Below are 24624 nucleotides of genomic sequence, written 5' to 3' on the forward strand. Positions count from 1 at the left end.
GGCCGGTCAGCCCTCGCCGCCGAGGTTGATCGCGACGGTGCGCTCGGCGGGGGTCTTGCCGAGCAGCGCGGTCTGCATGGCCTGGGCCACGTCGGTGGCGCTGACCTCGTGCTGCTTCCCGTCGCCCTTGGTGATCATGATGCCGTCGAAGACACCGTCCAGCAGGGTGTTGATCGCTTCCCTGTCGTAGACCGCGACGAGCTTGCCCTCGACCGGCTTCATGGACAGGATCTGCGGCAGGGACCTCGCGGGACCGAAGTCGATCTGCTTGGGACCGGCCTTGATCGTGACCAGCCCGGACATCGCCGGCTCGGCGAACTCCTTCATGGCCCGGTCCAGTTCGGCCTTGGTGATCGTGGGCTGGGTGGTGGCGACGGGCAGTTCGACCACGGCGGGCTCACCGGTCTGTACCTGCGCGCGGTAGGCATCGCGGACGGAGATCATCGACCGGTTGACGTCCAGCGCCTTGCCGGTCCTGCCGGGGACGGCCACGGCCTTGTTCGGCTCGAACTTGATCGTGCCGTCGTTCGCGGATCCGGAGACACCCGCCAGGTCGGTCAGCGCGACCCCGAGCTTCTCCTCGTCGACCGGGATCACCGGGTCGGCCGGGCGTGCCCCGCCGAACAGGGAGCCGATCACCGAGACCGGGTTGTAGTCGCTGCCCGCGGCGCCGCGGACGGTCTCCTGGCTGTCCAGGGTGAGTCCGGCCTTGTCCGGGGCGAGCTTCTGCTTCTTGCCGTCCACGGAGAGCTGGAGAGGCGCCTGGGCGCGCTTCCCGAGGGCGGCCTCGAGCTTGGTGACCGCCTCCTCCTTCGTGCCGCCGCCGATGTCGACGCCGAGGACGGTGGTGCCCTTGGGGACCTCGGAGTGGTTCATCAGCAGTCCGGCGCCGTAGGCGATGCCGAGCAGCACGAAGACGCCCGCACCCAGGAGGACCAGCTTGGAACGGCCCTTCTTCGCGGGAGGTGCGGACTTCGGTACGGGCCGGGGTACCGGAGCGGACGCCTGGCGGCCCGGACCTGCCGGTCCGCTGCCCATGGCGCCGTCGGACCCCAGGTCGGCACGGGGACCGCCGGGGGCACCGGGGCCACCGGGGAACGCCGAACGTGAATCCGACGGGACGACCGGGATGCCGCTGGTGAGCGTGTCACCGGAGACATGGCCGGCGGAGCCGGGAGCGGGGGCCGCGGCCTGCGGCGTCAGGATCGCCGTGTCGTCGGACATCCGGGGCGGTACGCCGCCGGGGCCACCCGGGCCGGACGGGCCACCGGGACCGAAGGGGCCGCCGGGACCACCCGGACCACCGGGACCGAGCGGACCGCCGGGGCCGCCCTGGGACGGACCGCCAGGCCTGGGGCCCGCCGGACCGCCGGGGCCCGCGGGGCCGCCCATGCCGGGCATGCCGTCGAGGTTCGGCGTCAGGGACGAACTGCCCGTGACCGGACCGTTGGTCGGACCGGACGGACCCGGTGTGCGCACCCCGAGATTCGGCGTGGGGCGGGAACCACCGGGGATGTCCGCGTCGATGTCGTCCAGGGCGCTGCGCCCGGGGCGCGGGGCGCCAGGCTGCGGACCGTCCGAGAAGTACGGCGGTTCGGCGCGGGGCGGTGTAGGCGCCGAGCCCTGCCCGCCGCCCTGTCCGCCGCCCGTGGAGGACGGCCCGGCAGGGGGCCCGGAAGGGCCGGGGGCCGCTGCGCCGGGCGCAGGCGCCGGGTTCTTGCGCGGCGCGAACCAGTCGCTGCCGCTCTTCTCCCTGGCCGGCTTCTCGGCGGACGCCTCGGCGGCCTGGCCGTCCCGGGCTTCCGGGCCGGAACCGCCGCGCTCGCCGGCGCCCGCCGCGGCACCGGACGACGGCGCGGGCGCGCCGGGCCTCGGTGTGCTGCCCGTGCGCTCGGCGTCCGGACGGCCGCCGGAGGTGCCGGTGTCACTCATCGGCGTACGCACGACGACAGGCGGGATCGGACGCGAACCCGGGATGTTGATCCGGATGCGCGTCGTCAGCGTCGTCTCGGTTCTGGGCTCCTCGGGCCGAGGCGGATCCACAGGCTCCGGAGTCTCCTCCGGCCCGTCCTGAGACGGGTGCAGCGACGGATACTGGCGTGATCCGTACGGCGGCGTACCCGACGGGTACGCGGCTCCGCCGCGCCCCTGGGGCCCGGAGGACGAACTGTCAGTTTCACGACTCAAAGCAGGTTCTCCCGATTGGCTCCGCCGCCCGTACTTCCCCCATGCCGCAGGCCAGGGGACGGCTCGGCGCGCGCACCACCATACTGGCCGCCGCCGACAGACTCTCCGCCCGCGGGGAAAACAAGGATGCACCCGTCACCGTGGAGGGGGGCAATCCGGGAGCGGATGTGGCACATCACGTGCCCGGTCGGCCGGTGTTGGTGGCCGAATAAGGCAGCCGCGACATGGTGGCACACATCACAGCGACACCCATGCCGCCGAGCATGAAGAGCGTCAGACCGATCTCGTCACCGAAGACGTAGTCGCCCTCGGGACGGCCGCTGAGCAGGACGACGACGGCGATGAACCAACCCACCGCCGGTGCCAGCGCACCGAGCTGGGTCCGGGCGAGCACCCGGCCCCCGTGGAACAGTCCGGCCGACGCGGCGAGCGCGAGCAGCAACCCTCCTGGGAACAGGCCCGCTTGGACGAGTGCGCCCGCAAGCCCGACGACGGCGCCCAGCACCGCGAGACCGACGTACAGGGCGATCCGTGCGGGGTTGAGGGGTGCGGCGAGACCGGTCTGCTCAGGGCCTCTGGGCGGCGCGTTGGTGCGCGGCGACTGCGATGCGGCCCGCTGTCTCTGCCTGCTGCTCATGCCTGTGCTCCCGGTGCTGCCGCCACGTCCGGCACGCCTGCGAAGAGGTCGTGCTCCCGGGCATCATCGTCCCTGCCGCGGGCCCCGCGCACCAACTGGTAGTACTCGGTGGTGAAAACGGGCTGCCCGAGGTCGTTCGAAAGAGCGAAGAACGGCCCGTCCACGGCGATCTGGGTGGCATGCGCCCTCATCGCCGCGGTCTTCGCGGCGGCGTACGCCGAGCCGTCGATCTCCGCGGTGATCTCCGCGTCGTCCACCACGCCGGGCACGTCGTCGACGGCGGCGATCCCCGGGAAGGCGTCCGGGGCGGCGTCCCGAAGCCGGGCGAAGGCCTCCTCGGCCACGGAGCGCGGCACCCGGTTCCAGTAGATCTTCGCAATCGTGTGCGGGTCACCGGTGCCGTCGCCGTACGCGGGATCCGCGGCCAGTTCGGCCGCGCGCATCGCGACGCGGTGTGCCTGGATGTGGTCGGGGTGGCCGTAGCCGCCGTCGGGGTCGTAGGTGACCAGGACCTGGGGGCGCACGGAGCGGATCACCTCGACGAGGTGCCCGGCCGCGCCGTCCGGGTCCGCGTCCCAGAAGGCGCCGGGCCTGTGGTTCTGCCCGGTGCCCATCATTCCGGAGTCGCGGAAGCGGCCGGGGCCGCCCAGGAAGCGGTGGTCGGTGACCCCGAGCTCCTTCATCGCGGCGGCGAGTTCACCGACGCGGTGGGCGCCCAGGGCGTCGTCACGGTCCGCGGCGAGGTGCGCCAGGTCCGGCGGGATGACCTCGCCCTCCTCGCCGAGCGTGCACGTCACCAGGGTGACGTGGACGCCCTCGGCCGCGTACCTGGCCATGGTGGCGCCGTTGTTGATCGACTCGTCGTCGGGGTGCGCGTGCACCAGGAGCAGACGGCGGGCAGGAAGGTCCTTCATGGGTCCACCCTACGAGCCCGCCCGGGTCCGGGCCGACTCCCCACCTCAGAACTTGATGCCCCCGATCATGCCTGCCACGTTCGACGTCACCTCCGAGATGGTCGGCGCGATCGACGAGCTCGCCAGGTAGAACCCGAGCAACACACAGACCACCGCATGTCCGCCCTTCAGTCCGGATTTCCGGATCAGCAGGAAGACGACGATCGCCAGCAGCACCACCGCCGAAATCGAGAGTGCCACGGCGGTTCACCTCCATCAGTACGGTCGGGACGGGCAGCACACGTGGAGCCAGCAGGTTCATACCCACCGAGCGCTACGGATCATAACTATCCGTGCCAACGCATTGATCGGGGCACAGCAGCACGAGGGGCGCACGTGCGGCTCCCTCCGGGCTAGGTTCGGAGCCATGACCTCGCAGAAGCTGTCCTTCGCCCGCCAGCACGCCCGGACCCAGCGGTTCACTCTGGGCGCACCCCGGGCCTTCACCGTCTCACCGGATGGGACGCGGGTGGTCTTCCTCCGCTCGGCGTCCGGCACGGACCGGGCCAACAGTCTCTGGGTGCTGGACCCGGGAACCGGCGAGGAGCGGATCGCCGCCGACCCCGAGGCCCTGCTGGGGGGTTCGGCGGAGAAGCTGTCGCCGCAGGAGCGGGCCAGGCGCGAACGGGTGCGGGAGGGATCGGCGGGCATCGTCGGCTACGCGGTGGACGATGCGGCCGAGTTGGCGGCGTTCGCCCTCTCCGGGAAGGTGTACGTGGCCGAGCTGCGGGCCGGCACGGCGCGCGCCCTGCCGGTTCCGGGCCCGGTGATCGACCCGCGTCCCTCCCCGGACGGCAGGCACATCGCCTATGTCACCCGCGGCGCACTGCGGGTCGTGGGCGCGGCGGGCGACGGGGACCGTGCCGTCGCCGAGCCGGAGGACGCGCACACCTCGTACGGCCTCGCCGAGTTCGTGGCGGCGGAGGAGATGAGCCGCTACCGGGGCTTCTGGTGGTCGCCCGATTCGGACCGCCTGCTGGTCGCGCGGGCCGACGACAGCACCGTCCAGCGGTGGTGGATCGCCGACCCCGCACACCCGGGCAACAAGCCCTCGGAGGTCGGCTATCCGGCCGCGGGGACGCCCAATGCCGAGGTGCGGCTCTTCGTGATGAGCCTGGACGGGGCACGTACGGAGGTTGTCTGGGACCGGACCCGCTTCCCGTATCTGGCCCGGGTGCACTGGTCGTCCAACGGCGCCCCGCTGATCCTGGTGCAGGCCCGTGACCAGCGCAGTCAGCTGCATCTGGCCGTGGACACGGAGAGCGGAACGACCCGTACGGTGCACGTCGACGAGGACGCGGTCTGGCTTGATCTTTTCGACGGTGTGCCCGCGTGGGCGCCGGACGGGCGGCTCGTGCGGATCGCGGACGAGGGCGGCGCGCGGGTGCTGTCGGTCGGCGACCGGCCGCTGACCGGGGCACAGCTGCACATCCAGTCGGTGCTGGACATCGGGGAGTCGGACATCCTGGTGTCGGCGACAGCGGGCGAGAAGGCGGCGGATCCGGAGACCGGGCAGAGCCATGTGTACCGGGTGAACGAGCTGGGCGTCGAGCGGGTCTCGGAAGGCGTGGGAGTGCACTCCGCGGTGCGCTCGGGCGGCGTGACGGTGCTGCTCTCGGCGTCCCTGGAGCACCCGGGAACGGTGGTGCGGGTCCTGCGGGACGGCAGGCGGACCGCCACCGTCGCCAGCCACGCCCAGGAGCCGGTGCTGACGGCCCGGGTGCAGCTGACGGAGGGGGGCGCACAGCGGATTCCGTGCGCCGTGCTGCTCCCCTCCGGCTACAAGGAGTCCGACGGCCCCCTTCCGGTCCTGATGGACCCGTACGGCGGCCCGCACGGCCGCCGGGTCGTCGCCGCGCACAATGCGCATCTCACGTCCCAGTGGTTCGCCGACCAGGGGTTCGCCGTGATCGTCGCGGACGGCCGCGGCGCGCCGGGACGCTCGCCCGGCTGGGAGAAGGCGATCAGGGACGACTTCGCCCTCACCCTGGACGACCAGATCGAGGCCCTGCACTCACTGGCCGGACGGTTCCCGCTGGATCTCTCAAAGGTGGCGATGCGCGGCTGGTCCTACGGGGGCTACCTGTCGGCGCTCGCGGTGCTGCGGCGCCCCGATGTCTTCCATGCCGCTGTCGTGGGCGCCCCGGTGACGGACTGGCGGCTGTACGACACCCACTACACGGAGCGCTATCTCGGCGACCCCGCGGCGCAGCCCGAGGTGTACGCGTACAACTCCCTGGTGACGGACGAGGGGCTCTCCCGGCCCGCCGAGGAGGCGCGGCCGATGATGATCGTCCACGGTCTGGCCGACGACAACGTGGTCGTCGCCCATGCGCTGCGGCTGTCGTCGGCGCTGCTGTCGGCGGGCCGGCCCCACGAGGTGCTGCCGCTGAGCGGGGTGACGCACATGACCCCCCAGGAGCAGGTGGCGGAGAATCTGCTCCTGCTCCAGGTGGACTTCCTCAGGCGGTCGCTGGGGCTGTCGTAGGCGTCACCAGGCGGGCGGCGGGGACGAGGGCGGCGGAGGGCCGAATCCGCCGCCCGGGGGCGGCCCGTAGCCGGGGCCCGGGCCGGGCGGCTGCGCCTGGGGGTAGCCGTACCCCGGAGCGGGGCCCCGGCCGGGTCCCTGCGGGTATCCGTAGCCGTCGCCCGGCGGCGGGCCGTATCCGCCCGCTCCGTAGCTGTCGTAGCCCCTGCTGTCCCCGTCCGCGTCCTCGAAGCCTCTGCGGGACAGCGCGATCAGTCCTGCCGCCCCGGCGAAGGCGAGGAAGAATGACGTCAGCACGATGAGCTGGTACTCGGTCCCCAGGTCCCCGAAGCGGTCGAGCATCTCGTGGTGGACGGCCCGGGCGATCCCGAGGCCTCCGGAGAGCAGCAGGAACCCGGCGGCGATCATGCCGAACGGTCGGGCGTGGACGGCGTGGAAGAGCGCGGTGAACGCGACGACGAGGCAGAGCACCGCGAGAGCCACCGTGCTCCAGCCGGGCGGCGCACTGGTCAGTTCGACCCGGACGGCGTCCCCGCCGATGAACCAGTCGGGATACACCGCGGACGGCAGCGTGACGAACTGGCGGATCTCCCAGGCGATCAGCACGGCGCCCGAGGCGCCGAGCACCAGGAAGGCGACGACCGCGGCTCCCTGGCCGGGCCGGGTGGGCCCCGGTTCGTAGAAGTCCGCGGACGGCCTGCGGCCCGCCGCCCCGGTGACGACGAGCGCGAGCCCGGCGGCCAGCGCGACGAAGGTACTGAGGAGGGCGCGGGTGCGCAGCTCGTCGCCGTAGCGCCCGTCCGTCCAGGAGGCGCCGGTGGTCCAGACGCCGGGCAGCCGCAGGGCGAGCGTGACCACGCCGGTGGCGACGAGCGCGGAAGCGGCCACCGAGGAGCGCAGGGCGGCGATCGTGGCGAGGACGTACACGGCGAGGAGCACGATGTCGGACTGCGCCGTCGCCGGCAGCGATTCCGGCCGTGCGTCGGTGTATCCGGCCCAGTAGCGAAGCAGGTCCAGCGGGTCGCCGGCCGCCCGGACGTCCCGCACGATCCAGCCCGCGACGATGACGCCCAGTACGGCGCACAGCACCGCACCGGTGATTCTGGCTCCCCGGGTGAGTATCACCCCAGCGATACTCCACCGCGGTCCGCCGTTGAACAAGGGGACCTGTGGGGAAAGGCGGGGAACGGGAAACCGGCCGGGGCGACGTGATGAGCACCCCGGCCGGTTCACGGCACCCGCACGGCCGTACGTTCTTCATGGTGGTGCGTTCGTATATCGGTGCGGCGACAGTCAAGTTGCCTCTGTGTTAACGAATGTGATGCCCTTTTATCATTTCTTTTCTCCCGGATCGTCCTTGCGCAGGGACGGCGGCGCGTCCTCCGGTTCGGGGGTCTCCAGGATCCCCTCCGGCGGTACCACCTGCTTCTCCTCGGCGAAGTGGCAGGCCGAGTCGTGCCTGGCCGGTGTGTCCGTCTCCCGGAAGACCGCGGGGACGGCCAGCAGAGGCACCTCCAGCTCGCACCGCTCCTGCGCCTTCCAGCAGCGCGTACGGAAGCGGCAGCCCGACGGGATGTTCGCCGGGGACGGGACGTCGCCGTGCAGGATGATCCGCTCGCGGTACTCGCGGGCCGTGGGGTCCGGCACCGGAACGGCGGACAGCAGCGCCTGCGTGTACGGGTGCGTGGGGTGGTCGTAGATCTCCTCGTCCGTACCGATCTCGACGATCCGGCCGAGGTACATGACGCCGACCCGGTCCGAGATGTGCCGGACGATCGACAGGTCGTGCGCGATGAACAGGAAGCTCAGGCTGAACTCCGCCTGCAGCCGGTCGAGAAGGTTGACCACCTGGGCCTGGACCGACACGTCGAGTGCGGAGACCGGCTCGTCGGCGACGATGATCTCCGGGTTGAGCGCGAGGCCGCGGGCGATGCCGATGCGCTGGCGCTGGCCGCCGGAGAACTGGTGCGGGTACCGGTTGATGTACTCCGGGTTCAGACCGACCACGTCGAGCAGGTCCTGCACCTTCTGGCGCCGGCTCCCCTTGGGCGCCACCTCGGGGTGGATCTCGTACGGCTCCCCGATGATGTCGCCGACCGTCATGCGCGGGTTCAGCGAGGTGTACGGGTCCTGGAACACCATCTGGATGTTGCGGCGCACGGCCTTCAGCGCACGGCCCGACATCTTGGTGACGTCCTCGCCCTTGTACCGGATGGAGCCCCCGGTGGGCGGCTCCAGGTGCACCAGCATCTTGGCGACGGTCGACTTGCCGCAGCCGGACTCGCCCACGATGCCGAGCGTCTCGCCCGCCGCCAGATCGAAGTCGACCCCGTCGACGGCCTTGACCGCCCCGATCTGCTTCTTGAAGAGGATGCCCCGGGTGAGCGGGTAGTGCTTGACCAGGCCGCGCACCTCCAGGATCGGGTCGCCCTCCGCGTACGGCCGCGCAGGACCGCTCTCGCGTACCTCGGAGACCAGGGTGGAGCCCCCGGCGGTGACGCCCCTACGGCTCGGGTCCTCAGCGTGCATCGAGCGTCTCCTTCCAGAAGTGGCAGGCGCTCCGGCGGCTCTCGTCCACGGTGTACAGCGGCGGGACGTCCGTACGGCACACGGCCTGGGCCATCGGGCAGCGCGGGTGGAAGGCGCAGCCGGGCGGGATGTGCAGCAGGTTGGGCGGCAGCCCCTTGATCGCGTACAGGTCCTGGCCCTTCTGGTCCAGGCGCGGGATCGACCGGAGGAGGCCCTTGGTGTACGGGTGGGCGGGTGCCTTGTAGATCTCGTGGACGGGCGAGGTCTCGACGATCCGGCCCGCGTACATCACGGCGATCTTGTCGGCGACGTCGGCCACCACACCGAGGTCGTGGGTGATGAGGATCAGCCCCATGTTCAGCTCGCGCTGCAGTTCGGCGAGCAGCTCCATCACCTGGGCCTGGACCGTCACGTCCAGGGCGGTGGTCGGCTCGTCGGCGATGATCAGCGAGGGTTCCAGTGCCATCGCCATGGCGATCATGATGCGCTGGCGCATGCCGCCGGAGAACTGGTGCGGGAAGTTCCCGACCCGCTCCTTGGCGGCCGGGATACGCACCCGGTCCATCAGCTCGATGGACTTGGCCTTCGCGTCCTTGCGGGACATCCCGCGGTGCACGACGAACATCTCGCCCAGTTGCTGCCCCACGCTCAGCACCGGGTTCAGCGAGGACAGCGCGTCCTGGAAGATCATGGCCATCTCCTGGCCGCGGACCCTGCGCCGTTCCTCGCCCTTGAGCTTCAGCAGGTCGCGGTCCTTGAAGAGGATCTCGCCCCCGCTGATCTTCCCGGGCGGCATGTCGAGGATGCCCATGATCGCCTGGGCGGTGACCGACTTGCCCGAGCCGGACTCACCGAGGACGGCGAGCGTCTCGCCCTCGGCCACCGAGTAGTTGACCCCGTTGACGGCCTTGGCCACCCCCTCGCGGGTGTGGAACTCCACGTGCAGATCGCGCACTTCGAGCAACATGGCAGCGGGCTCCTCAGCGCAGCTTGGGGTCGAGGGCGTCGCGCACCGCGTCGCCGAGCATGATGAAGGCGAGCACCGTGATCGCCAGCGCACCGGCGGGCCAGAGCAGCATGTGCGGCGCGTTGCGGACGTACTGGGAGGCGGCGGAGATGTCGATGCCCCAGGAGACGGCCGGCGGTTTCAGGCCCACGCCCAGGTACGAGAGGGTCGCCTCCAGCGAGATGTACGTACCCAGCGCGATCGTCGCGACGACGATCACCGGGGCGATGGCGTTGGGGGTGATGTGGCGCAGCATCATCCGCGAGTTGGAGGCGCCCAGGGCCCGCGCCGCCTGGACGTAGTCGTTCTGTTTGGCGGTGATGACGGAGCCTCGTGCGATGCGGGCGATCTGGGGCCAGCCCAGGAGCACGATGAAGCCGATCACGGGCCAGACGGTGGAGCTGGTGACCACGGAGAGGAAGACCAGGCCGCCGAGGACGACGGGGATGCCGAAGAAGACGTCCGTGATGCGGGAGAGGACGGCGTCGCCCTTGCCTCCGTAGAAGCCGGCGAGGCCGCCCAGCACACCGCCGAGCAGGGAGACGCCGAGCGTGGAGCAGACGCCGACGGTGACCGAGGTCCGCGCCCCGTAGACGGTACGGGTGTAGACGTCGCAGCCCTGTCCGTCGAAGCCGAAGGGGTGACCGGGCTGGGAGCCCTCCTGGGCCTTGCTCAGATCGCAGTCGAGCGGGTCCTGGTCGGTGATGAGCGACGGCCAGATCGAGATGATCACCAGGAAGAGGATGATCAGCCCGGAGATGATGAAGACCGGGTTGCGGCGCAGATCCCGCCAGGCGTCGGACCACAGGCTGCGCGGCTTGCCGGCGGGGCCGGTCCCCTCCGGGCCGCCGGGCGTCTTCTCCAGGGTGGTGCCCTCGTCCACCGCCAGGTCCATCGCACCGCCGGCCCCGGCCCCCGAGATCGCTTCGTCGAACGGCTGCTGCGGCTCAGGCATAGCGGATCCTCGGGTCGAGTACGGCGTACAGGAGGTCGACGATCAGGTTCGCCGCGAGGAAGACGAGGACCAGCACGGTGACGAACCCGACGACGGTCTGCGTGTTCTGGCGCAGGATGCCCTGGTAGAGCTGGTAGCCGACTCCGTGGATGTTGAAGATGCGCTCGGTGACGATGGCCCCGCCCATCAGGGCGCCCACGTCCGTACCGATGAAGGTGACGACGGGGATGAGGGAGTTGCGCAGCAGGTGCCTGACCACGACCCGGCGCCGGGGAAGACCCTTGGCCACGGCGGTACGGACGTAGTCGGAGCGGGCGTTCTCGGCGATCGAGGTCCGGGTGAGGCGGGTGACGTAGGCCAGGGACACGGAGGCCAGCACGAGGCCGGGGACGATGAGTTCGTCGAGCGGCGCCTCGGGGGAGACGGACGGTTTGATGATCCCCCACTCCACACCGAGGAGGAGCTGGAGCAGCAGGCCGGTGACGAAGGTGGGTACGGCGATGACGACCAGGGTCAGGATGAGTACCCCGGTGTCGACGGGCCTTCCGCGGTGGAGTCCGGTCACGACGCCGAGGCTGATGCCGATGACGATCTCGAACACGATCGCGACGATGGTGAGCCGGATGGTGATGGGGAAGGCGCTGGCCATCAGCTCCGTGACCTCCTGCCCGTTGAACGCGGTGCCGAAGTCCCCGGTGAAGATGTGGCCCATGTAGGTCAGGTATTGCTGCCAGACCGGCTTGTCGAGACCGAATTCGGTGCGCAGCTGGGCGGCGGTCGCGGGGTCGCACTGGCGGTCGCCGCAGAGGCCCGCGATGGGGTCGCCCATCACGTTCACCATGAGGAAGATCAACAGCGTGGTGCCGAAGAAGACCGGGATCATCTGCAGCAGCCGCCGGATCACATAACGTCCCATGAAGGGCTCCGGGGGTCGGGGCGAACAGCGGAGGGACCGGGAAGCCGGGCGGCCGGCGCGGTGGTCCGCACCGGCCGCCCGGCTCGGGTCACTTGACCTTGATCTGGTCGTACACCGGGACGCTGAAGACGTTCAGGGCGACGTTCTCCACCCGGTCCGAGTAGCCGGCGCTGCCGTTCTGGTACCAGAGCGGGATCACGGGCATCTGTTCGGCGAGGATCTTCTCCGCGTCCTGGAAGGTGCTGACGGCCGTGGCCTTGTCGGTCTCGGCGTTCGCCTTGTTGACCAGGCCGTCGAACTCCTCGTTGCTCCACTTGCCGTCGTTGGACGGGGCGTTGGTGTAGTAGAGCGGCTGGAGGAAGTTCTGGATGAGCGGGTAGTCCATCTGCCAGCCCGCGCGCCAGGCGCCGGTCAGCTTCTGGGTGGACACCTGGCTGCGGAAGTCGGCGAACGTGCCGACCGGGCTGCCGACACAGGCCTCGTTGTTGCCCATGACGTTGTTGATGCTGTTGCAGACCGCGTCGACCCATTCCTTGTGGGAGCCCGTGTCCGCGTTGTACGAGATCTTGAGCTGGCCGCCGGGGATGCCTCCGCCGTCCTCGATCAGCTTCTTGGCCTCGGCCTTGTTGTACTCGCACGGGTCGCCGCACAGGCCTTCCTTGAAGCCGCCGTCCTCGCCGAGGACCGGGGAGGTCCAGTCGGAGGCGGGGGTGCGGGTCTTCTGGAAGATCTGGTCGGTGATCTGCTCCCGGTTGATGGCCATCGACAGGCCCTGGCGGACCTTGACCGCGTCCGGCGTGTTCCACGCCTTCACGTAGAACGGGAAGGCGAGCGTCTGGATGATGCCGGCCGGGGTGTTGATGTACCGGTCCCCCAGGTCCGCCTCGACGTTCTTGAGCTGCGAGGCGGGCACGTCGTCGACCAGGTCGAGGTTGCCGGCCGTCAGGTCGGTGTAGGCGGTGTTGTTGTCGGTGTAGACCTTGAGGTCGATGCCGCCGTTCTGCGCCTTGTCCGTGCCGGGGTAGTCGTCCCACCGGCGCAGGTTCATCGAGGAGCCCTTGGCGTACGAGTCGACGGTGTACGGACCGTTGCCGACGGGCTTGGAGAGCCACGCGTCGTGGTCCGAGTAGAAGGTCTTGGGCAGCGGTACGAAGGCCGCGTAGCCGAGGGTGTCGGGCCAGAGCGAGAACTTCTGGGACAGCTTGACCGTGAAGGTCGTCCCGTTGACCACCTTGAGGCCGGAGAGGGTGTCGGTGGTGGCCTTGCCCGTCTCGGGGTGGGCCGCGTCGTAGCCGTCGATGTAGGCGAAGAAGTACGCGTTCTTCTGGTTGTTCTTCAGCGCCGCGCCGTAGTTCCAGGCATCGACGAACGACTGTGCGGTGACCTTCTCGCCGTTGCTGAAGGTCCAGTTGTCCTTGATGGTGATGGTGAAGTTCTGCGAGTCGGTGGACTCGATCTTCTCGGCGATCTCGTTCTCGGCCTCGCCGGTCTTGGGGTCGTACCGCACGAGCCCGCGGAAGAGCATGTCGAGGACCTTGCCGCCCTGCACCTCGTTGGTGTTGGCCGGCTCCAGCGGGTTCTGCGGGTCGCCCCAGGAGGAGCTCACGATCCCGTCCGCGCCGCCACCGCCACCGCTGTCGTCCCCGCCGCCGCAGGCGGTCGCTGCCAGGGCGACGGCGACCGCGCATGCGGCCCACCTGGCGTGTGTGGCTCCGCGCATGGAGTGCCTCCTAGGGTTCCCGTGAGTAGCTCAATGCCTCATATCACCTCATATGACACTGCGTCGCATGTTCATGTCCGCCGTACGGGGACCGGCCCGAACACACGAAGACGCCCGGCCCCCTGGGGGGCCGGGCGTCTTCCGTTCAGCTGACCGACGAGCTACGCCGCGTGCACGACGTCCTTCTCCTCGGCGAAGTGGCACGCCGACTCGTGCGCGGCCGGAGTGTCCGAGGCCTTGAAGCGCTCGGGGATCGCCAGGAGCGGCACCTCGGTGGCGCACTTGTCCTGGGCCTTCCAGCACCGCGTACGGAAGCGGCAGCCCGACGGCGGGTTGGCCGGCGAGGGGACGTCACCGGAGAGGATGATCCGCTCGCGTCCGTCACGGGCACTCGGGTCCGGGACCGGGACCGCCGACAGCAGCGCCTGGGTGTAGGGGTGCGTCGGGTGGTCGTAGATCTGCGTGTCCGTACCGATCTCGGCCATCTTGCCGAGGTACATGACGCCGACCCGGTCCGAGATGTGCCGGACGATCGACAGGTCGTGCGCGATGAAGAGGTAGGAGAGGTTGAACTCGTCCTGGAGCTTCTCCATCAGGTTGATGACCTGCGCCTGCACCGACACGTCGAGCGCGGAGACCGGCTCGTCGCAGATGATGATCTCCGGGTTGAGCGCGAGGCCGCGGGCGATGCCGATGCGCTGGCGCTGGCCGCCGGAGAACTGGTGCGGGTACCGGTTGATGTACTCCGGGTTCAGACCGACGACGTCCAGGAGGTCCTGCACCTTGCGGCGCCGCTCGCCCTTCGGGGCCACCTCGGGGTGGATGTCGAAGGGCTCCCCGATGATGTCGCCGACCGTCATGCGCGGGTTCAGCGAGGTGTACGGGTCCTGGAACACCATCTGGATGTTGCGGCGCACGGCCTTCAGCGCGCGGCCGGACAGCCTGGTGATGTCCTGGCCCTTGTAGAAGACCTCACCGGCGGTGGCCCGCTCCAGCGTCATCAGGAGCTTGGCGACCGTGGACTTGCCACAGCCGGACTCGCCCACGATGCCGAGCGTCTCGCCCTGGTAGAGATCGAACGAGATCCCGTCCACGGCCTTGACCGCGCCGACCTGCTTCTTGAACAGGATGCCCTGGGTCAGCGGGAAGTGCTTGACCAGGTTGCGCACCTGAAGAATCGGCTCCCCCTGCGACACCGGGGCTTCGAGGGCGGCTACGGCCTCCGCTTCGGTGGCCGCGTCGACCGTCTCCACTTCGGTGACGTTCGGGGTGGCGTCCACGGACTCCTTCTCGAGGTCAGCCATGGATCGTCTCCTTCCAGAAGTGGCAGGCGCTGCCGCGGCCGACCAGCTCGGTACCGTCCTGCTCGGTGACCGGGCGCAGTGCCGGGATCTCCGTACGGCAGATGTCCTGCGCCATCGTGCAGCGCGGGTTGAAGGCGCAGCCGGACGGCACGTGCAGCAGGTTGGGCGGCAGGCCCTTGATCGCGTAGAGCTCCTGGCCCTTCTGGTCCAGGCGCGGGATCGACTCCAGCAGACCCTTGGTGTACGGGTGCGCGGGGCGCTTGTAGATCTCGTGGACCGGGGCGGTCTCGACGATCCGGCCCGCGTACATCACGGCGATCTTGTCGGCCACGTCGGCGACGACACCGAGGTCGTGCGTGATCAGGATCAGGCCCATGTTGAAGTCGCGCTGGAGCTCCGCGAGCAGGTCCATGACCTGAGCCTGGACGGTCACGTCGAGCGCCGTGGTGGGCTCGTCCGCGATGATCAGGTCGGGCTCCAGGGCCAGCGCCATCGCGATCATGATGCGCTGGCGCATACCGCCGGAGAACTGGTGCGGGTAGTCGTTGACCCGTTCCTTGGCCGCCGGAATGCGCACCCGGTCCATCAGCGCGATGGCCTTGGCCTTGGCGTCCTTCTTGGAGAGCCCCTGGTGCACACGGAACATCTCGCCGAGCTGGTAGCCCACGGAGAGCACCGGGTTCAGCGAGGACAGCGCGTCCTGGAAGATCATGGCGATCTTCTGGCCGCGGATCTGCCGGCGCTCCTCGTTGGACATCTTGAGCATGTCCTGGCCGCGGAAGAGGATCTCGCCCTTGGGGATGCGGCCGGGGGGCATATCCAGGATGCCCATGATCGCCTGCGCGGTCACGGACTTGCCGGAGCCGGACTCGCCGAGCACGGCGAGGGTCTCGCCCGCGCTGACGCTGTAGTTGACCCCGTTGACGGCCTTGGCAACGCCGTCACGGGTGTGGAACTCCACGTGCAGATCGCGGACTTCGAGCAGCGGGCCGCTCTCGTCGTTGGAACCACGCGGAGCAGGAATATCCGCCGTCTTGTCGATGATGGTCATGTACGCCTCCCTCAGCGCAGCTTGGGGTCGAGGGCGTTGCGTACCGCATCGCCGAGCATGATGAACGCCAGAACGGTGATCGACACCATGACCGACGGGATGATCAGCACGAACGCGGCGTTGCGCAGCTGCTCCTGGCCGGAGGAGATGTCCACACCCCACGACACGGTCGGTTCGGCGAGGCCGATGCCCAGGAAGGACAGCGTGGCCTCGGCCGAGATGTAGCCGCCGAGCGCGATGGTCGCGACGACGATCACCGGGGCGATCGCGTTGGGCAGGATGTGACGGAGCAGGATGCGGGTGGTCGAGGCGCCGAGCGCCTTGGCCGCCATCACGTAGTCGGCCTGCTTGATCGTCAGGACGGAGCCGCGTGCGACACGGGCGATCGAGGTCCAGCCGAGGAAGGCCAGGGCCAGGATGACGACCCAGATGTGGCGCTCCGCGAACGAGGTCAGGACGACCATCGCGCCGAGGATGAAGGGAACGCCGAAGAAGATGTCGGTGATCCGGGAGAGCAGGGTGTCGATCCAGCCGCCGAAGTAGCCGGCGAGCATGCCGACCACGGTGCCCAGGATGGTGACGAGGGCGGTGACGACGACGGCGACGGTGATCGAGGCGCGGGCGCCGTAGACGACACGCGCGTAGATCGAGCGGCCCTGGATGTCGTACCCGAACCAGTCCTCCTGGAAGAAGTTCCCCCACTTGGGCTTCTGCAGGTAGTGGTGGGCCAGGTCCGCGTAGCGCGGGTCCGCGCCGGTGAACAGGCCGGGGAAGACCGCCATCGTCAGCAGGAAGACGATCAGGACGGCCGAGACGACGAACAGCGGGCTGCGCCGCAGGTCGTGCCAGGCGTCCGACCACAGGCTGCGGGGCTTGCCCGCCTTGGCGGCGGGAGCCGGTGCGGCAGTCGCCTCGGGCAGCTGGCCCGCGGTGGTTTCCTTGAGCGTCTCAGGCATAACGGATCCTCGGGTCCAGGACCGCGTAAAGCAGGTCGACGACCAGGCTGGCGACGAGATAGACGATGACGATCAGCGTCACGATGCCGACGACCGTGGCACCCTCGCGGTGCCTCAGCGCGTCGAAGACGGCGGAACCGACACCCTTGACGTTGAAGATGCCCTCGGTCACGACGGCGCCGCCGAGCAGCGCACCGAGGTCGGTGCCGAGGAAGGTGACCACGGGGATCATCGAGTTGCGCATCAGGTGGACCCCGACGATGCGGCGTCGCGGCAGCCCCTTGGCCACAGCGGTACGCATGTAGTCGGAGCGCAGGTTCTCCGCGACCGAGGTACGGGTCAGTCGCGCGACGTACGCGAGTGACAGGGACCCGAGTACGACCGCGGGCAGGATCAGCTCGTCCCAGGTGGCTTCCATGCTCACGTTGGGCTGGACCCAGCCGAGCTGGAAGGCGAAGAAGTACTGGCCGAGGAAGCCCAGCACGAAGGACGGCACGGAGATCAGCAGGAGCGTCAGTACGAGCAGTCCACGGTCCCGGAAGGTGTCGGCCTTCAGACCGGCGAAGATGCCCATGGAGATACCGACGAGGACCGTGAAGATGAAGGCAAACAGGGCCAGTCTGACCGTGATCGGAAATGCTTCCGAGATGATGTCCGCCACCGGCCGGCCACTGGCGATCTGAGTGCCGAAATCACCCTGGAAAAGGCCGATGAGGTAGTTCCAGTACTGGTGCCAGAGCGGAAGGTCGAGACCCAGCTCCTTCTTCATGTTCGCGATCTGCGTCGGGTCGACGGTCTGCTCACCTGCGAGCGCGCGCACGGGATCGCCGGGCAGCGCGTACATCATGGAGAAGACCAGCAACGTTGATCCGAGGAAGACCGGGATCATCTGGAGCAGTCGCCGCGCGACATAACGCCCCATGTTTGCCTCCGATTTAGGGATAATGCAGCCCAAGGGCCGCTCTCCGGATTCGAAGAGCGGCCCCCGGGACCTACTGCCTGTGTGGGCGGCTGATGGCCTGTTGGGGGCCCTCAGGCGTGTTACTTGGCGGTGACTTCGGTGATGTTGTAGTCACCGTGGAAGTCGACCGTCACGTTGTCGACCGACTTCGAGTAGCCGCCGTTGGTCTTGTACTCCCAGAGCGGGATCGCCGGCATCTTCGTCAGGACGAGCTTCTCGGCCTCCTGGTAAGCCTTGATCGACTCGTCCAGGGTCTTGGCGTTGTCGCCCTTCTTGAAGGCCGCGTCGACCTCCTTGTCGGAGAACCGGCCGTTGTTGGCCTCAGCGGTGGTGCCGTACAGCTCCCGCATGAAGTTGACGTTCAGCGGGTAGTCGGCGACCCAGCCACCGCGGTACATCGACTTGACCTGGTTGTTGTCACGCGCTTCCAGGTCGGTCTGGAAGTCCGGCTTGGCGTCCGGGACACAGTCCACACCGGTGGAGTTGCGGATGGACTCGCAGACTGCGGTCACCCACTCCTTGTGGCCACCGTCGGCGTTGTACTGGATGAAGATCTTGTTCTCGGGAACGCCGCCGCCCTCGGTGACGAGCGCCTTCGCCTTCGCCGGGTCGAACTTGAACACGTCGGTGCCCAGGTCCTGGTTACCGGCGACGCCCGGAGGCGTGAAGCTGGTGGCGGGCTTGCGGGTGCCGTTGAGCACGGTCTTGGTGATCGTGTCGCGGTCGATACCCATCGACAGACCCTGGATGACCTTCGGGTTGATGCCCTTGAAGGTCTTCGAGTAGAAGGTCGGGACGAGCGACTGGATCGCCGCGTACGGCTGGTCGATCGCGCGGTCGCCGAGGTCCTGCTTGTACTTCGGCAGGTCCTTCGGGCCGACCTGGCGGATCATGTCCAGGTTGCCGGAGAGGAGGTCCTGGTACGCGGCCTCGACGGTCGCGTAGTTCTTGAAGAGGACACCCTTGTTCTTGGCCTTGTTCGGGCCCTGGTAGTCAGGGTTGGCCTTGACGCGGATGAGCTTCTTGTGGTCCCACTTCTCGAAGATGTAGGGACCGTTGCCGACCGGCGCCTGGCCGAACGCCTTGGTGTCCTTGTAGAACACCTCCGGCAGCGGGGCGAAGGTCGCGTAGCCGAGCTTGTACTCGAAGTACGGCACGGCGGTGTTGAGCTCGATCGTGAAGGTGGTGTCGTCGACCAGCTTCAGACCGGACATCACGTCGGACTTGGGGTCACCCTTCTCGGGGTGGACGTCCGCGTAACCCTTGATGTCCTCGAACCAGAAGGCGTTCTGCTGGTTGTTCTTGCTGTTGGCGTACCAGTTCCACGCCTTGATGTACGAGTCGGCGGTGACGGGGGTGCCGTCGTGGAACTTCCAGCCGGCCTTGAGCTTGACCGTCCACGTCTTGGAGTCGGTCGTCTTAACAGACTCGGCGTTCGTGTAGACGATGTTGCCGTCGGCATCGAAGTCCAGCAGCTGCGTGAACAGCGACTGGATGACGTAGCTGCCGAGCGACTCGTTGGTGTCAGCCGGAATCAGCGGCTTCTGCGGCTCACCGACGTCGATGGACACGTAGCCCGCAGGCTTGCCCTTCTCCTTCGAAGCCGAGTCGCTGCTGTCGTCACTGTCGCCGCCGCCACAGGCGGTCGCGGCCAGGGCGATGATTGCCGCTCCCGCGACCCACTTGGCGCTCTTGGCACCGCGCATGGGTTTCCTCCTCATGAGTCCACTTTTGACTACAAGAGGGGCACTGGAGAGATCCACCGACACCCCTGACGGCGATCGTTTCAGTGCCCCGAGTGTGCTCGTGAGTCCGCACTCCCCACAGTGCGTCGACCCATTGACCCGAGCTCAATGGAGCCAACTATTAAGGAACACCGAGCTGTAAACCACACTTAAAGGGTCTCGGTTTGACAACATCAGGAAGCCGTGGTTGACCGAAATCCGGACAAAGGGATCCCAGACAGACACCCGCGAAACGGACCGTTAACACATGTTCCGGAGAGCGACGCCCGATATCCGGACACCTCGGTCAGAAAAACCGATTGACGAAAGGCCCGGCCCCCCACAGTCTCTGCGGGGGTCCGGGCCTCATGTCAATGGCTAGTGCAGGCGGTTCGCAGACCGGAGCGGGCGCTCCGGACCAGGCGTCAGCCGTTCTTGGCACGCGAGGCCGTACGGCCCCGCTGCTTCTGGTCCAGGACGACCTTGCGGATACGGACCGTCTCCGGGGTCACCTCGATGCACTCGTCGTCGCGGCAGAACTCGAGCGACTGCTCCAGGGAGAGCTTGCGCGCCGGCACCACGTTCTCCGTGGTGTCCGCGGAAGCCGCACGCATGTTGGTGAGCTTCTTCTCCTTGGTGATGTTCACGTCCATGTCGTCGGAGCGCGAGTTCTCACCGATGATCATGCCCTCGTAGACCTCGGTGGTCGCCTCCGTGAAGATGACACCGCGCTCCTGGAGGTTGACCATCGCGAACGGCGTCACGACGCCCGCACGGTCCGCCACGAGCGAGCCGTTGTGACGGGTGCGCAGCTCGCCGAACCACGGCTCGTGGCCCTCGAAGAGGGAGTGCGCGATACCCGTACCGCGGGTCTGGGTCAGGAACTCCGTACGGAAGCCGATGAGGCCGCGGGACGGGACGATCCACTCCATGCGGACCCAGCCCGAACCGTGGTTCGTCATCGTCTCCATGCGGCCCTTACGGGTCGCCATGAGCTGCGTGATGGCGCCGAGGTGCTCCTCGGGCGAGTCGATGGTCATGCGCTCGATCGGCTCGTGCGTCTTGCCGTCGACCTGCTTGGTGACCACCTGCGGCTTGCCGACGGTGAGTTCGAAGCCCTCGCGGCGCATCGTCTCGATGAGGATCGCCAGCGCGAGCTCACCACGGCCCTGGACCTCCCAGGCGTCGGGGCGCTCGGTGTCCAGGACGCGGAGCGAGACGTTACCGACCAGCTCGCGGTCCAGACGGTCCTTGATCTGCCGGGCGGTGACCTTGTGGCCCTTGCCGCCCTTGCCGACGAGCGGCGAGGTGTTCGCACCGATGGTCATGGAGATCGCCGGCTCGTCGACCGTGATCAGCGGCAGCGCGATCGGGTTCTCGAGGTCGGCCAGGGTCTCGCCGATCATGATGTCCGGGATACCGGCGATGGCGCAGATGTCGCCCGGGCCGGCCACCTCGGCGGGCTTGCGGGTGAGCGCCTCGGTCATCAGCAGCTCGGTGATGCGCACGTTGGACATCGTGCCGTCGCGCTTGATCCACGTGACCGTCTGGCCCTTGCGGAGCTCGCCCTGCTCGACGCGGCACAGCGCGATACGGCCGAGGAAGTTGTCGGCGTCCAGGTTGGTGACGTGGGCCTGGAGGGGCGCGTCGGCGTCGTACTCCGGGGCCGGGACCGCGGAGAGGATCGTGCTGAAGAACGGCTCCAGGCTGTCGCTGTCCGGCGGAACCGTGCCGTCCTCGGGCTTGGTCAGCGAGGCGACGCCGTCACGGGCGCAGGCGTAGACGATCGGGAACTCGATCTGGTCCTCGTCGGCGTCCAGGTCCAGGAAGAGGTCGTACGTCTCGTCGATGACCTCGGCGATCCGGGAGTCCGGGCGGTCCGTCTTGTTGATGCAGAGGATGACCGGCAGCCGGGCCGTCAGCGCCTTGCGGAGCACGAAGCGGGTCTGCGGGAGCGGCCCCTCGGACGCGTCCACGAGCAGGACGACCGCGTCCACCATCGACAGGCCTCGCTCGACCTCACCACCGAAGTCGGCGTGGCCGGGGGTGTCGATGATGTTGATGGTGATGACGTCGCCGCCATCTTTCGGGTGGTACTTCACGGCCGTGTTCTTGGCCAGGATCGTGATGCCCTTCTCACGCTCCAGGTCGTTCGAGTCCATCATGCGTTCGTCGAGGTTCTCCGCGGCGTGGGCCGCGAAGGCGCCCGCCTGCTTGAGCATGGCGTCGACCAGCGTGGTCTTGCCGTGGTCGACGTGGGCGACGATGGCTACGTTACGGATGTCGTGGCGCGTGGGCATGGGTGGCTTGCGCTTCTCTCGGATCGTGGGATCAGGCGTCTCAGTCGGTCTCGAGTCCTCGTACGCCCGCCGGGCGGACACGCCACGGCTAGTCCAATGGTACGGGCCCGACGCGTCCTGGGCTTCCCGGCCCGATCCGCAGGACCGGACTCCAAGCAGTATTCAGCCGATATTCAGCCGGTATTAAGTCATCATCCGACCTGTGACAGGCCGGACGGAGGGGGGTGTGGGGGGTGAGCAGCCCGGGTCTGGGCAGAAACCACCTTGCCCGCCGGGGGTCCCGGCGGGCAAGGGAATTGAGCTGGTTCTGAGCTTCCGATACGGCTTTGACCTGCTACTTCTTACGATTCGCGGGGGAACCTGCCGCTTGTCGCCCGGTGAATCCGATGTCTTCGTAGCGGGGTGCCGCGAAGCCGAAGGCACCGACGTTGGCGAGCTTCTTGTTCACGGCGACCAGCTGTGGCCGCTGATACAGCGGAATCGATCCTGCGGCGGCCCAGATCCGTGCGTCCGCCTGCTTCAGCAGATCCCTGGACGCCGCAGCGTCGAGCTCGGAGACGGCCTGGTCGAAGAGCTGGTCGATGTGGTCCGAACCCACCCGCGTGTAGTTCTGCTCGACGAGCAGCGACCCGTCGGTGGCGGGCTCGGGCTTGGAGAAGATCGGCCGGCCGTCGGTCGCCGGGTAGGCGGTGGCGGGCCAGGAGTACAGCGCCAGGTCGTAGTCGCCGGAGGCGATGTGGTCCTTGAAGTAGCTGTCGTCCGAGACCTTGGTGATCTGCGTTCCGATGCCGATGGTGTCCAGCATCTCGACGATCCTTTCGCCGACGCTGCGCAGTGACTGCGAGCCGGGGCCGGACGGCAGGACGAAGCGCAGCGTCAGCGGCTTGCCGTCCTTGCCGAGTCGGCCGCGGACCGAGGCGGGGGCCGGTGCCGCCGTGCCCACGGGGGCGTAGGCGCCCGCCGCGCCGCCCGGCTGCCTGTCCTGGGCGGCGACCTTGGTGCCGGCTCCGTCCCCGGCGGCGCCGGTGAGCGCGGCGGCCTGGCGCTGCAGGGCGGCGCTGTGGGCCGCGGCGGCCGGGGCGGTGGCGAGGACCCGGGCGGGCCGGCCTCCCGGCTTGTCGTCGCCGACGATGTACAGGCCTTCGTCGCGGGAGGCCCGGTCGTCCTTGCCCGCGTCGTCCGACCCTGCCGCGTCCGACTCGGCTTCGTCGGACCCGGCTTCGTCGGACCCGGCTTCGTCGGACTCGGCGGGCTTCGCGGACTTCTCCGGCTTCTCCGCCGGCTTCTCGGCCTTCCCGGACTTCTCGGCCTCGGGCTTCGTCCCCTTCTTCTCCTCGGCCTTCTTCTTGTCGGCCTCGCTGCCGGCCTCCTTCGGCGTCACGGCGGCTCCGCCCTTCGTCCAGCCCGCGTCGCCCAGCAGCGCCTGCGCCTCCTTGGTGTCCTGGTCGCCCAGCGCACCGCTGCCGTCCTTGTAGGCGGGCTGCCCGGCCAGCGCCAGGTGGCTGCCCGGCGGCTTCGCAGGCAGGCCCAGCGGCTTCAGGACGATGTCGGCCAGCTCCTGGCGGTCCAGGGCACGGGCCACGGCGCGACGGACCCGGTCGTCGGAGAGGGGGCCCGACTCCCCGTTCATCGCGAGCTGCGTGTAGGCGGGCTCCAGGGACTTGCGTACGGCGAAACTGCCCAGCGACTTCTGCTCGGCCGCGTACGCCGCGATTGCCGCCCGGTTCTCGGCGCGGGCCGCCTGTGCGGTCTCCGCGGCCTCCTCGTCCGATCCGTGGGCCAGCGCCCAGGAGCGCAGGGCCGCCGCGGGGGTGATGTCGGCTCCAGGGCCGTGGGCGGGCTGTCCGTTGCCTCCCCGGTAGCGGGCCGCGAGGGCGATACGGTTCGCGGTCGCCGGGTCGACGTCGGCGACGTCGACGGTGCCCGCGGTGAGCGCCTTGTCGCGCTTCTGGGGTTCGACGGTCCGGAAGACGAGGGATTCGAGCTTGGCCTCGGCACCCCACCAGCGCGGGTTCCGGTCGAGGGTGACGGTCCCCTTGGCCTTGTCCACGCCGCGCAGCCGGAACGGTCCTGCGGTGCTCTTGAGCGTCGTCCTCGCGCCGTCGTTGAAGGTGCCCGGGGATCCGGTCACCTCCTTCGGGTACAGCGGGGAGAACAGTGCGCGCCAGTCCGCGTAGGGCTTGGAGAAGGTGACTCTGACCTGCAGGTCGTCCTTGCCGCGTTCGATCTTCTCGATCCGCTCGTAGCCGGCGTTGCGCGCCGTCCAGTAGGCCGAGTCCTTGCCGCTCAGCGCGCGCCACTGCGCGACGAAGTCGGGAGCGCCGATCTCCCGGCCGTCGCTCCACACGGCCTGCTGGTTGAGCTTGTACAGGACGACCTGTTTCGGCTCCTGCTCGATGACCTTCGCCGACTCCAGGTAGTCGGGGTTCAGCCTGGGCTCACCCCGCGCGTCCATGGGGAAGAGGGAGGGCAGCAGGGCGCCCGTGATCCGGGTGGTCGCGCTGTCGGCGTCGGACTGGAAGGTGTTGAGGGTGGCGGGCACCGCGTCGATCGCCCAGTTGAGCGTGGATCCCTCGGTGACCCGGTCGCGGGAGGCCGGGGCGATGTCCTGCGGGACGGCTACCGAGGCGGCGCCCTCGCCGCCCGAGCTGCAGCCGGCCAGCACCGGGATCGTGAGGACGCCTGTCGCCAGGAGCGCGACCGAGCGGCGCTTTCGGGCCGTCCCCTGTGGGACGCCGAGGTGGGCCATGGCTGATACCTCCGGGGCCGGCCCGGCCCACCCGTACCGGAATGGACCGGATTATTCGTTCTGGTGGCATTTGCAGTTGATCACACTGATTCGTTGACCCACTGAACCCACCTCCACGCGCGTCGGACGGCAGACACGGCCCGTACGGCGGCAAACCTCACCCGAGCGGCCCCACGCCCGCGCCCCGG

At 68.9% G+C, this 24624-nt stretch carries 18 protein-coding genes; 1 reads left to right on the forward strand and 17 read right to left on the reverse strand.

The genetic code is table 11. The features are described from left to right. Window positions 1-6: 6 nt before the first annotated feature. The 4 genes from OG257_RS13875 to OG257_RS13890 all read right to left on the reverse strand — a co-directional run bounded on the left by OG257_RS13875 (window position 7) and on the right by OG257_RS13890 (window position 3978). Window positions 7-2187 carry a hypothetical protein gene (locus OG257_RS13875; protein WP_329207722.1) on the reverse strand — a complete coding sequence of 727 codons (2181 nt, stop codon included), beginning with the start codon at window positions 2185-2187 and terminating at the stop codon, window positions 7-9. 175 nt (window positions 2188-2362) lie between these two features. After that, on the reverse strand, window positions 2363-2824 hold the full coding sequence (locus tag OG257_RS13880; RefSeq protein ID WP_329207724.1) for a DUF6113 family protein: 462 nt from the start codon (window positions 2822-2824) through the stop codon (window positions 2363-2365). Then, entirely contained in the window at window positions 2821-3738 is a 918-nt protein-coding gene (mshB, locus tag OG257_RS13885) for an N-acetyl-1-D-myo-inositol-2-amino-2-deoxy-alpha-D-glucopyranoside deacetylase (protein ID WP_329207726.1), read from the reverse strand. Before mshB ends, OG257_RS13880 begins: the two co-directional genes overlap by 4 nt. 45 nt (window positions 3739-3783) lie before the next feature. Continuing rightward, window positions 3784-3978: a hypothetical protein gene (locus OG257_RS13890; protein ID WP_329207729.1), complete on the reverse strand. Its 195-nt coding sequence runs from the start codon at window positions 3976-3978 to the stop codon at window positions 3784-3786. A 166-nt stretch (window positions 3979-4144) separates the two neighbouring features. Between OG257_RS13890 and OG257_RS13895 the strand changes: the two genes are divergently transcribed. Then, window positions 4145-6265 (forward strand): alpha/beta fold hydrolase, encoded by a 2121-nt coding sequence (locus OG257_RS13895; RefSeq protein ID WP_329207731.1) that lies wholly within the window; start codon window positions 4145-4147, stop codon window positions 6263-6265. Window positions 6266-6268: 3 nt separating this feature from the next. Here OG257_RS13895 and OG257_RS13900 read toward each other — a convergent pair whose 3' ends face one another. The 13 genes from OG257_RS13900 to OG257_RS13960 all read right to left on the reverse strand — a co-directional run bounded on the left by OG257_RS13900 (window position 6269) and on the right by OG257_RS13960 (window position 24436). Beyond that, window positions 6269-7390, reverse strand: coding sequence for a hypothetical protein (locus OG257_RS13900; protein WP_329207733.1), 1122 nt, complete (start codon window positions 7388-7390; stop codon window positions 6269-6271). 207 nt (window positions 7391-7597) lie between these two features. Beyond that, a complete protein-coding gene (locus tag OG257_RS13905; protein WP_329207734.1) occupies window positions 7598-8794 on the reverse strand; it encodes an ABC transporter ATP-binding protein in 1197 nt (398 codons plus the stop codon). Next, entirely contained in the window at window positions 8784-9761 is a 978-nt protein-coding gene (locus tag OG257_RS13910; protein ID WP_329207735.1) for an ABC transporter ATP-binding protein, read from the reverse strand. The genes OG257_RS13905 and OG257_RS13910 overlap by 11 nt, the downstream gene beginning before the upstream one ends. A 13-nt stretch (window positions 9762-9774) precedes the next feature. Next, window positions 9775-10755, reverse strand: coding sequence for an ABC transporter permease (locus OG257_RS13915; protein WP_329207736.1), 981 nt, complete (start codon window positions 10753-10755; stop codon window positions 9775-9777). After that, complete coding sequence (locus tag OG257_RS13920; protein ID WP_329207737.1) at window positions 10748-11671, reverse strand: ABC transporter permease; 924 nt, start codon at window positions 11669-11671, stop codon at window positions 10748-10750. The genes OG257_RS13915 and OG257_RS13920 overlap by 8 nt, the downstream gene beginning before the upstream one ends. A gap of 88 nt (window positions 11672-11759) precedes the next feature. Further along, window positions 11760-13391 (reverse strand): peptide ABC transporter substrate-binding protein, encoded by a 1632-nt coding sequence (locus OG257_RS13925; RefSeq protein ID WP_329207738.1) that lies wholly within the window; start codon window positions 13389-13391, stop codon window positions 11760-11762. Between the two features lie 161 nt (window positions 13392-13552). Then, window positions 13553-14695, reverse strand: coding sequence for an ABC transporter ATP-binding protein (locus OG257_RS13930; RefSeq protein WP_329207740.1), 1143 nt, complete (start codon window positions 14693-14695; stop codon window positions 13553-13555). After that, window positions 14688-15746: an ABC transporter ATP-binding protein gene (locus tag OG257_RS13935; protein WP_329207742.1), complete on the reverse strand. Its 1059-nt coding sequence runs from the start codon at window positions 15744-15746 to the stop codon at window positions 14688-14690. The genes OG257_RS13930 and OG257_RS13935 overlap by 8 nt, the downstream gene beginning before the upstream one ends. An 11-nt stretch (window positions 15747-15757) precedes the next feature. Continuing rightward, the gene (locus tag OG257_RS13940; protein ID WP_329207744.1) at window positions 15758-16702 is read right to left on the reverse strand and encodes an ABC transporter permease; all 945 of its coding nucleotides are present in this window, start codon (window positions 16700-16702) and stop codon (window positions 15758-15760) included. After that, complete coding sequence (locus OG257_RS13945) at window positions 16695-17624, reverse strand: ABC transporter permease (protein WP_329207745.1); 930 nt, start codon at window positions 17622-17624, stop codon at window positions 16695-16697. The genes OG257_RS13940 and OG257_RS13945 overlap by 8 nt, the downstream gene beginning before the upstream one ends. Window positions 17625-17743: 119 nt before the next feature. Then, entirely contained in the window at window positions 17744-19369 is a 1626-nt protein-coding gene (locus tag OG257_RS13950; RefSeq protein ID WP_329207747.1) for a peptide ABC transporter substrate-binding protein, read from the reverse strand. Between the two features lie 443 nt (window positions 19370-19812). Then, window positions 19813-21687 carry a translational GTPase TypA gene (gene typA, locus OG257_RS13955; RefSeq protein WP_329207749.1) on the reverse strand — a complete coding sequence of 625 codons (1875 nt, stop codon included), beginning with the start codon at window positions 21685-21687 and terminating at the stop codon, window positions 19813-19815. Between the two features lie 334 nt (window positions 21688-22021). After that, entirely contained in the window at window positions 22022-24436 is a 2415-nt protein-coding gene (locus OG257_RS13960; protein ID WP_329207751.1) for an ABC transporter substrate-binding protein, read from the reverse strand. Window positions 24437-24624 lie beyond the last annotated feature (188 nt).

Source organism: Streptomyces sp. NBC_00683 (assembly GCF_036226745.1).
Lineage (GTDB): Bacteria > Actinomycetota > Actinomycetes > Streptomycetales > Streptomycetaceae > Streptomyces.

Excerpts from the sequence above, each read along its gene's own strand:
- OG257_RS13930 (WP_329207740.1), bottom strand. The coding sequence starts at position 14,695 with ATGGCTGACCTCGAGAAGGAGTCCGTGGACGCCACCCCGAACGTCACC.
- OG257_RS13925 (WP_329207738.1), bottom strand. The coding sequence starts at position 13,391 with ATGCGCGGAGCCACACACGCCAGGTGGGCCGCATGCGCGGTCGCCGTC.
- OG257_RS13920 (WP_329207737.1), bottom strand. The coding sequence starts at position 11,671 with ATGGGACGTTATGTGATCCGGCGGCTGCTGCAGATGATCCCGGTCTTC.
- OG257_RS13895 (WP_329207731.1), top strand. The coding sequence starts at position 4,145 with ATGACCTCGCAGAAGCTGTCCTTCGCCCGCCAGCACGCCCGGACCCAG.
- OG257_RS13910 (WP_329207735.1), bottom strand. The coding sequence starts at position 9,761 with ATGTTGCTCGAAGTGCGCGATCTGCACGTGGAGTTCCACACCCGCGAG.
- OG257_RS13880 (WP_329207724.1), bottom strand. The coding sequence starts at position 2,824 with ATGAGCAGCAGGCAGAGACAGCGGGCCGCATCGCAGTCGCCGCGCACC.
- OG257_RS13940 (WP_329207744.1), bottom strand. The coding sequence starts at position 16,702 with ATGCCTGAGACGCTCAAGGAAACCACCGCGGGCCAGCTGCCCGAGGCG.
- OG257_RS13935 (WP_329207742.1), bottom strand. The coding sequence starts at position 15,746 with ATGACCATCATCGACAAGACGGCGGATATTCCTGCTCCGCGTGGTTCC.
- typA (WP_329207749.1), bottom strand. The coding sequence starts at position 21,687 with ATGCCCACGCGCCACGACATCCGTAACGTAGCCATCGTCGCCCACGTC.
- mshB (WP_329207726.1), bottom strand. The coding sequence starts at position 3,738 with ATGAAGGACCTTCCTGCCCGCCGTCTGCTCCTGGTGCACGCGCACCCC.
- OG257_RS13960 (WP_329207751.1), bottom strand. The coding sequence starts at position 24,436 with ATGGCCCACCTCGGCGTCCCACAGGGGACGGCCCGAAAGCGCCGCTCG.
- OG257_RS13915 (WP_329207736.1), bottom strand. The coding sequence starts at position 10,755 with ATGCCTGAGCCGCAGCAGCCGTTCGACGAAGCGATCTCGGGGGCCGGG.
- OG257_RS13950 (WP_329207747.1), bottom strand. The coding sequence starts at position 19,369 with ATGCGCGGTGCCAAGAGCGCCAAGTGGGTCGCGGGAGCGGCAATCATC.
- OG257_RS13945 (WP_329207745.1), bottom strand. The coding sequence starts at position 17,624 with ATGGGGCGTTATGTCGCGCGGCGACTGCTCCAGATGATCCCGGTCTTC.
- OG257_RS13905 (WP_329207734.1), bottom strand. The coding sequence starts at position 8,794 with ATGCACGCTGAGGACCCGAGCCGTAGGGGCGTCACCGCCGGGGGCTCC.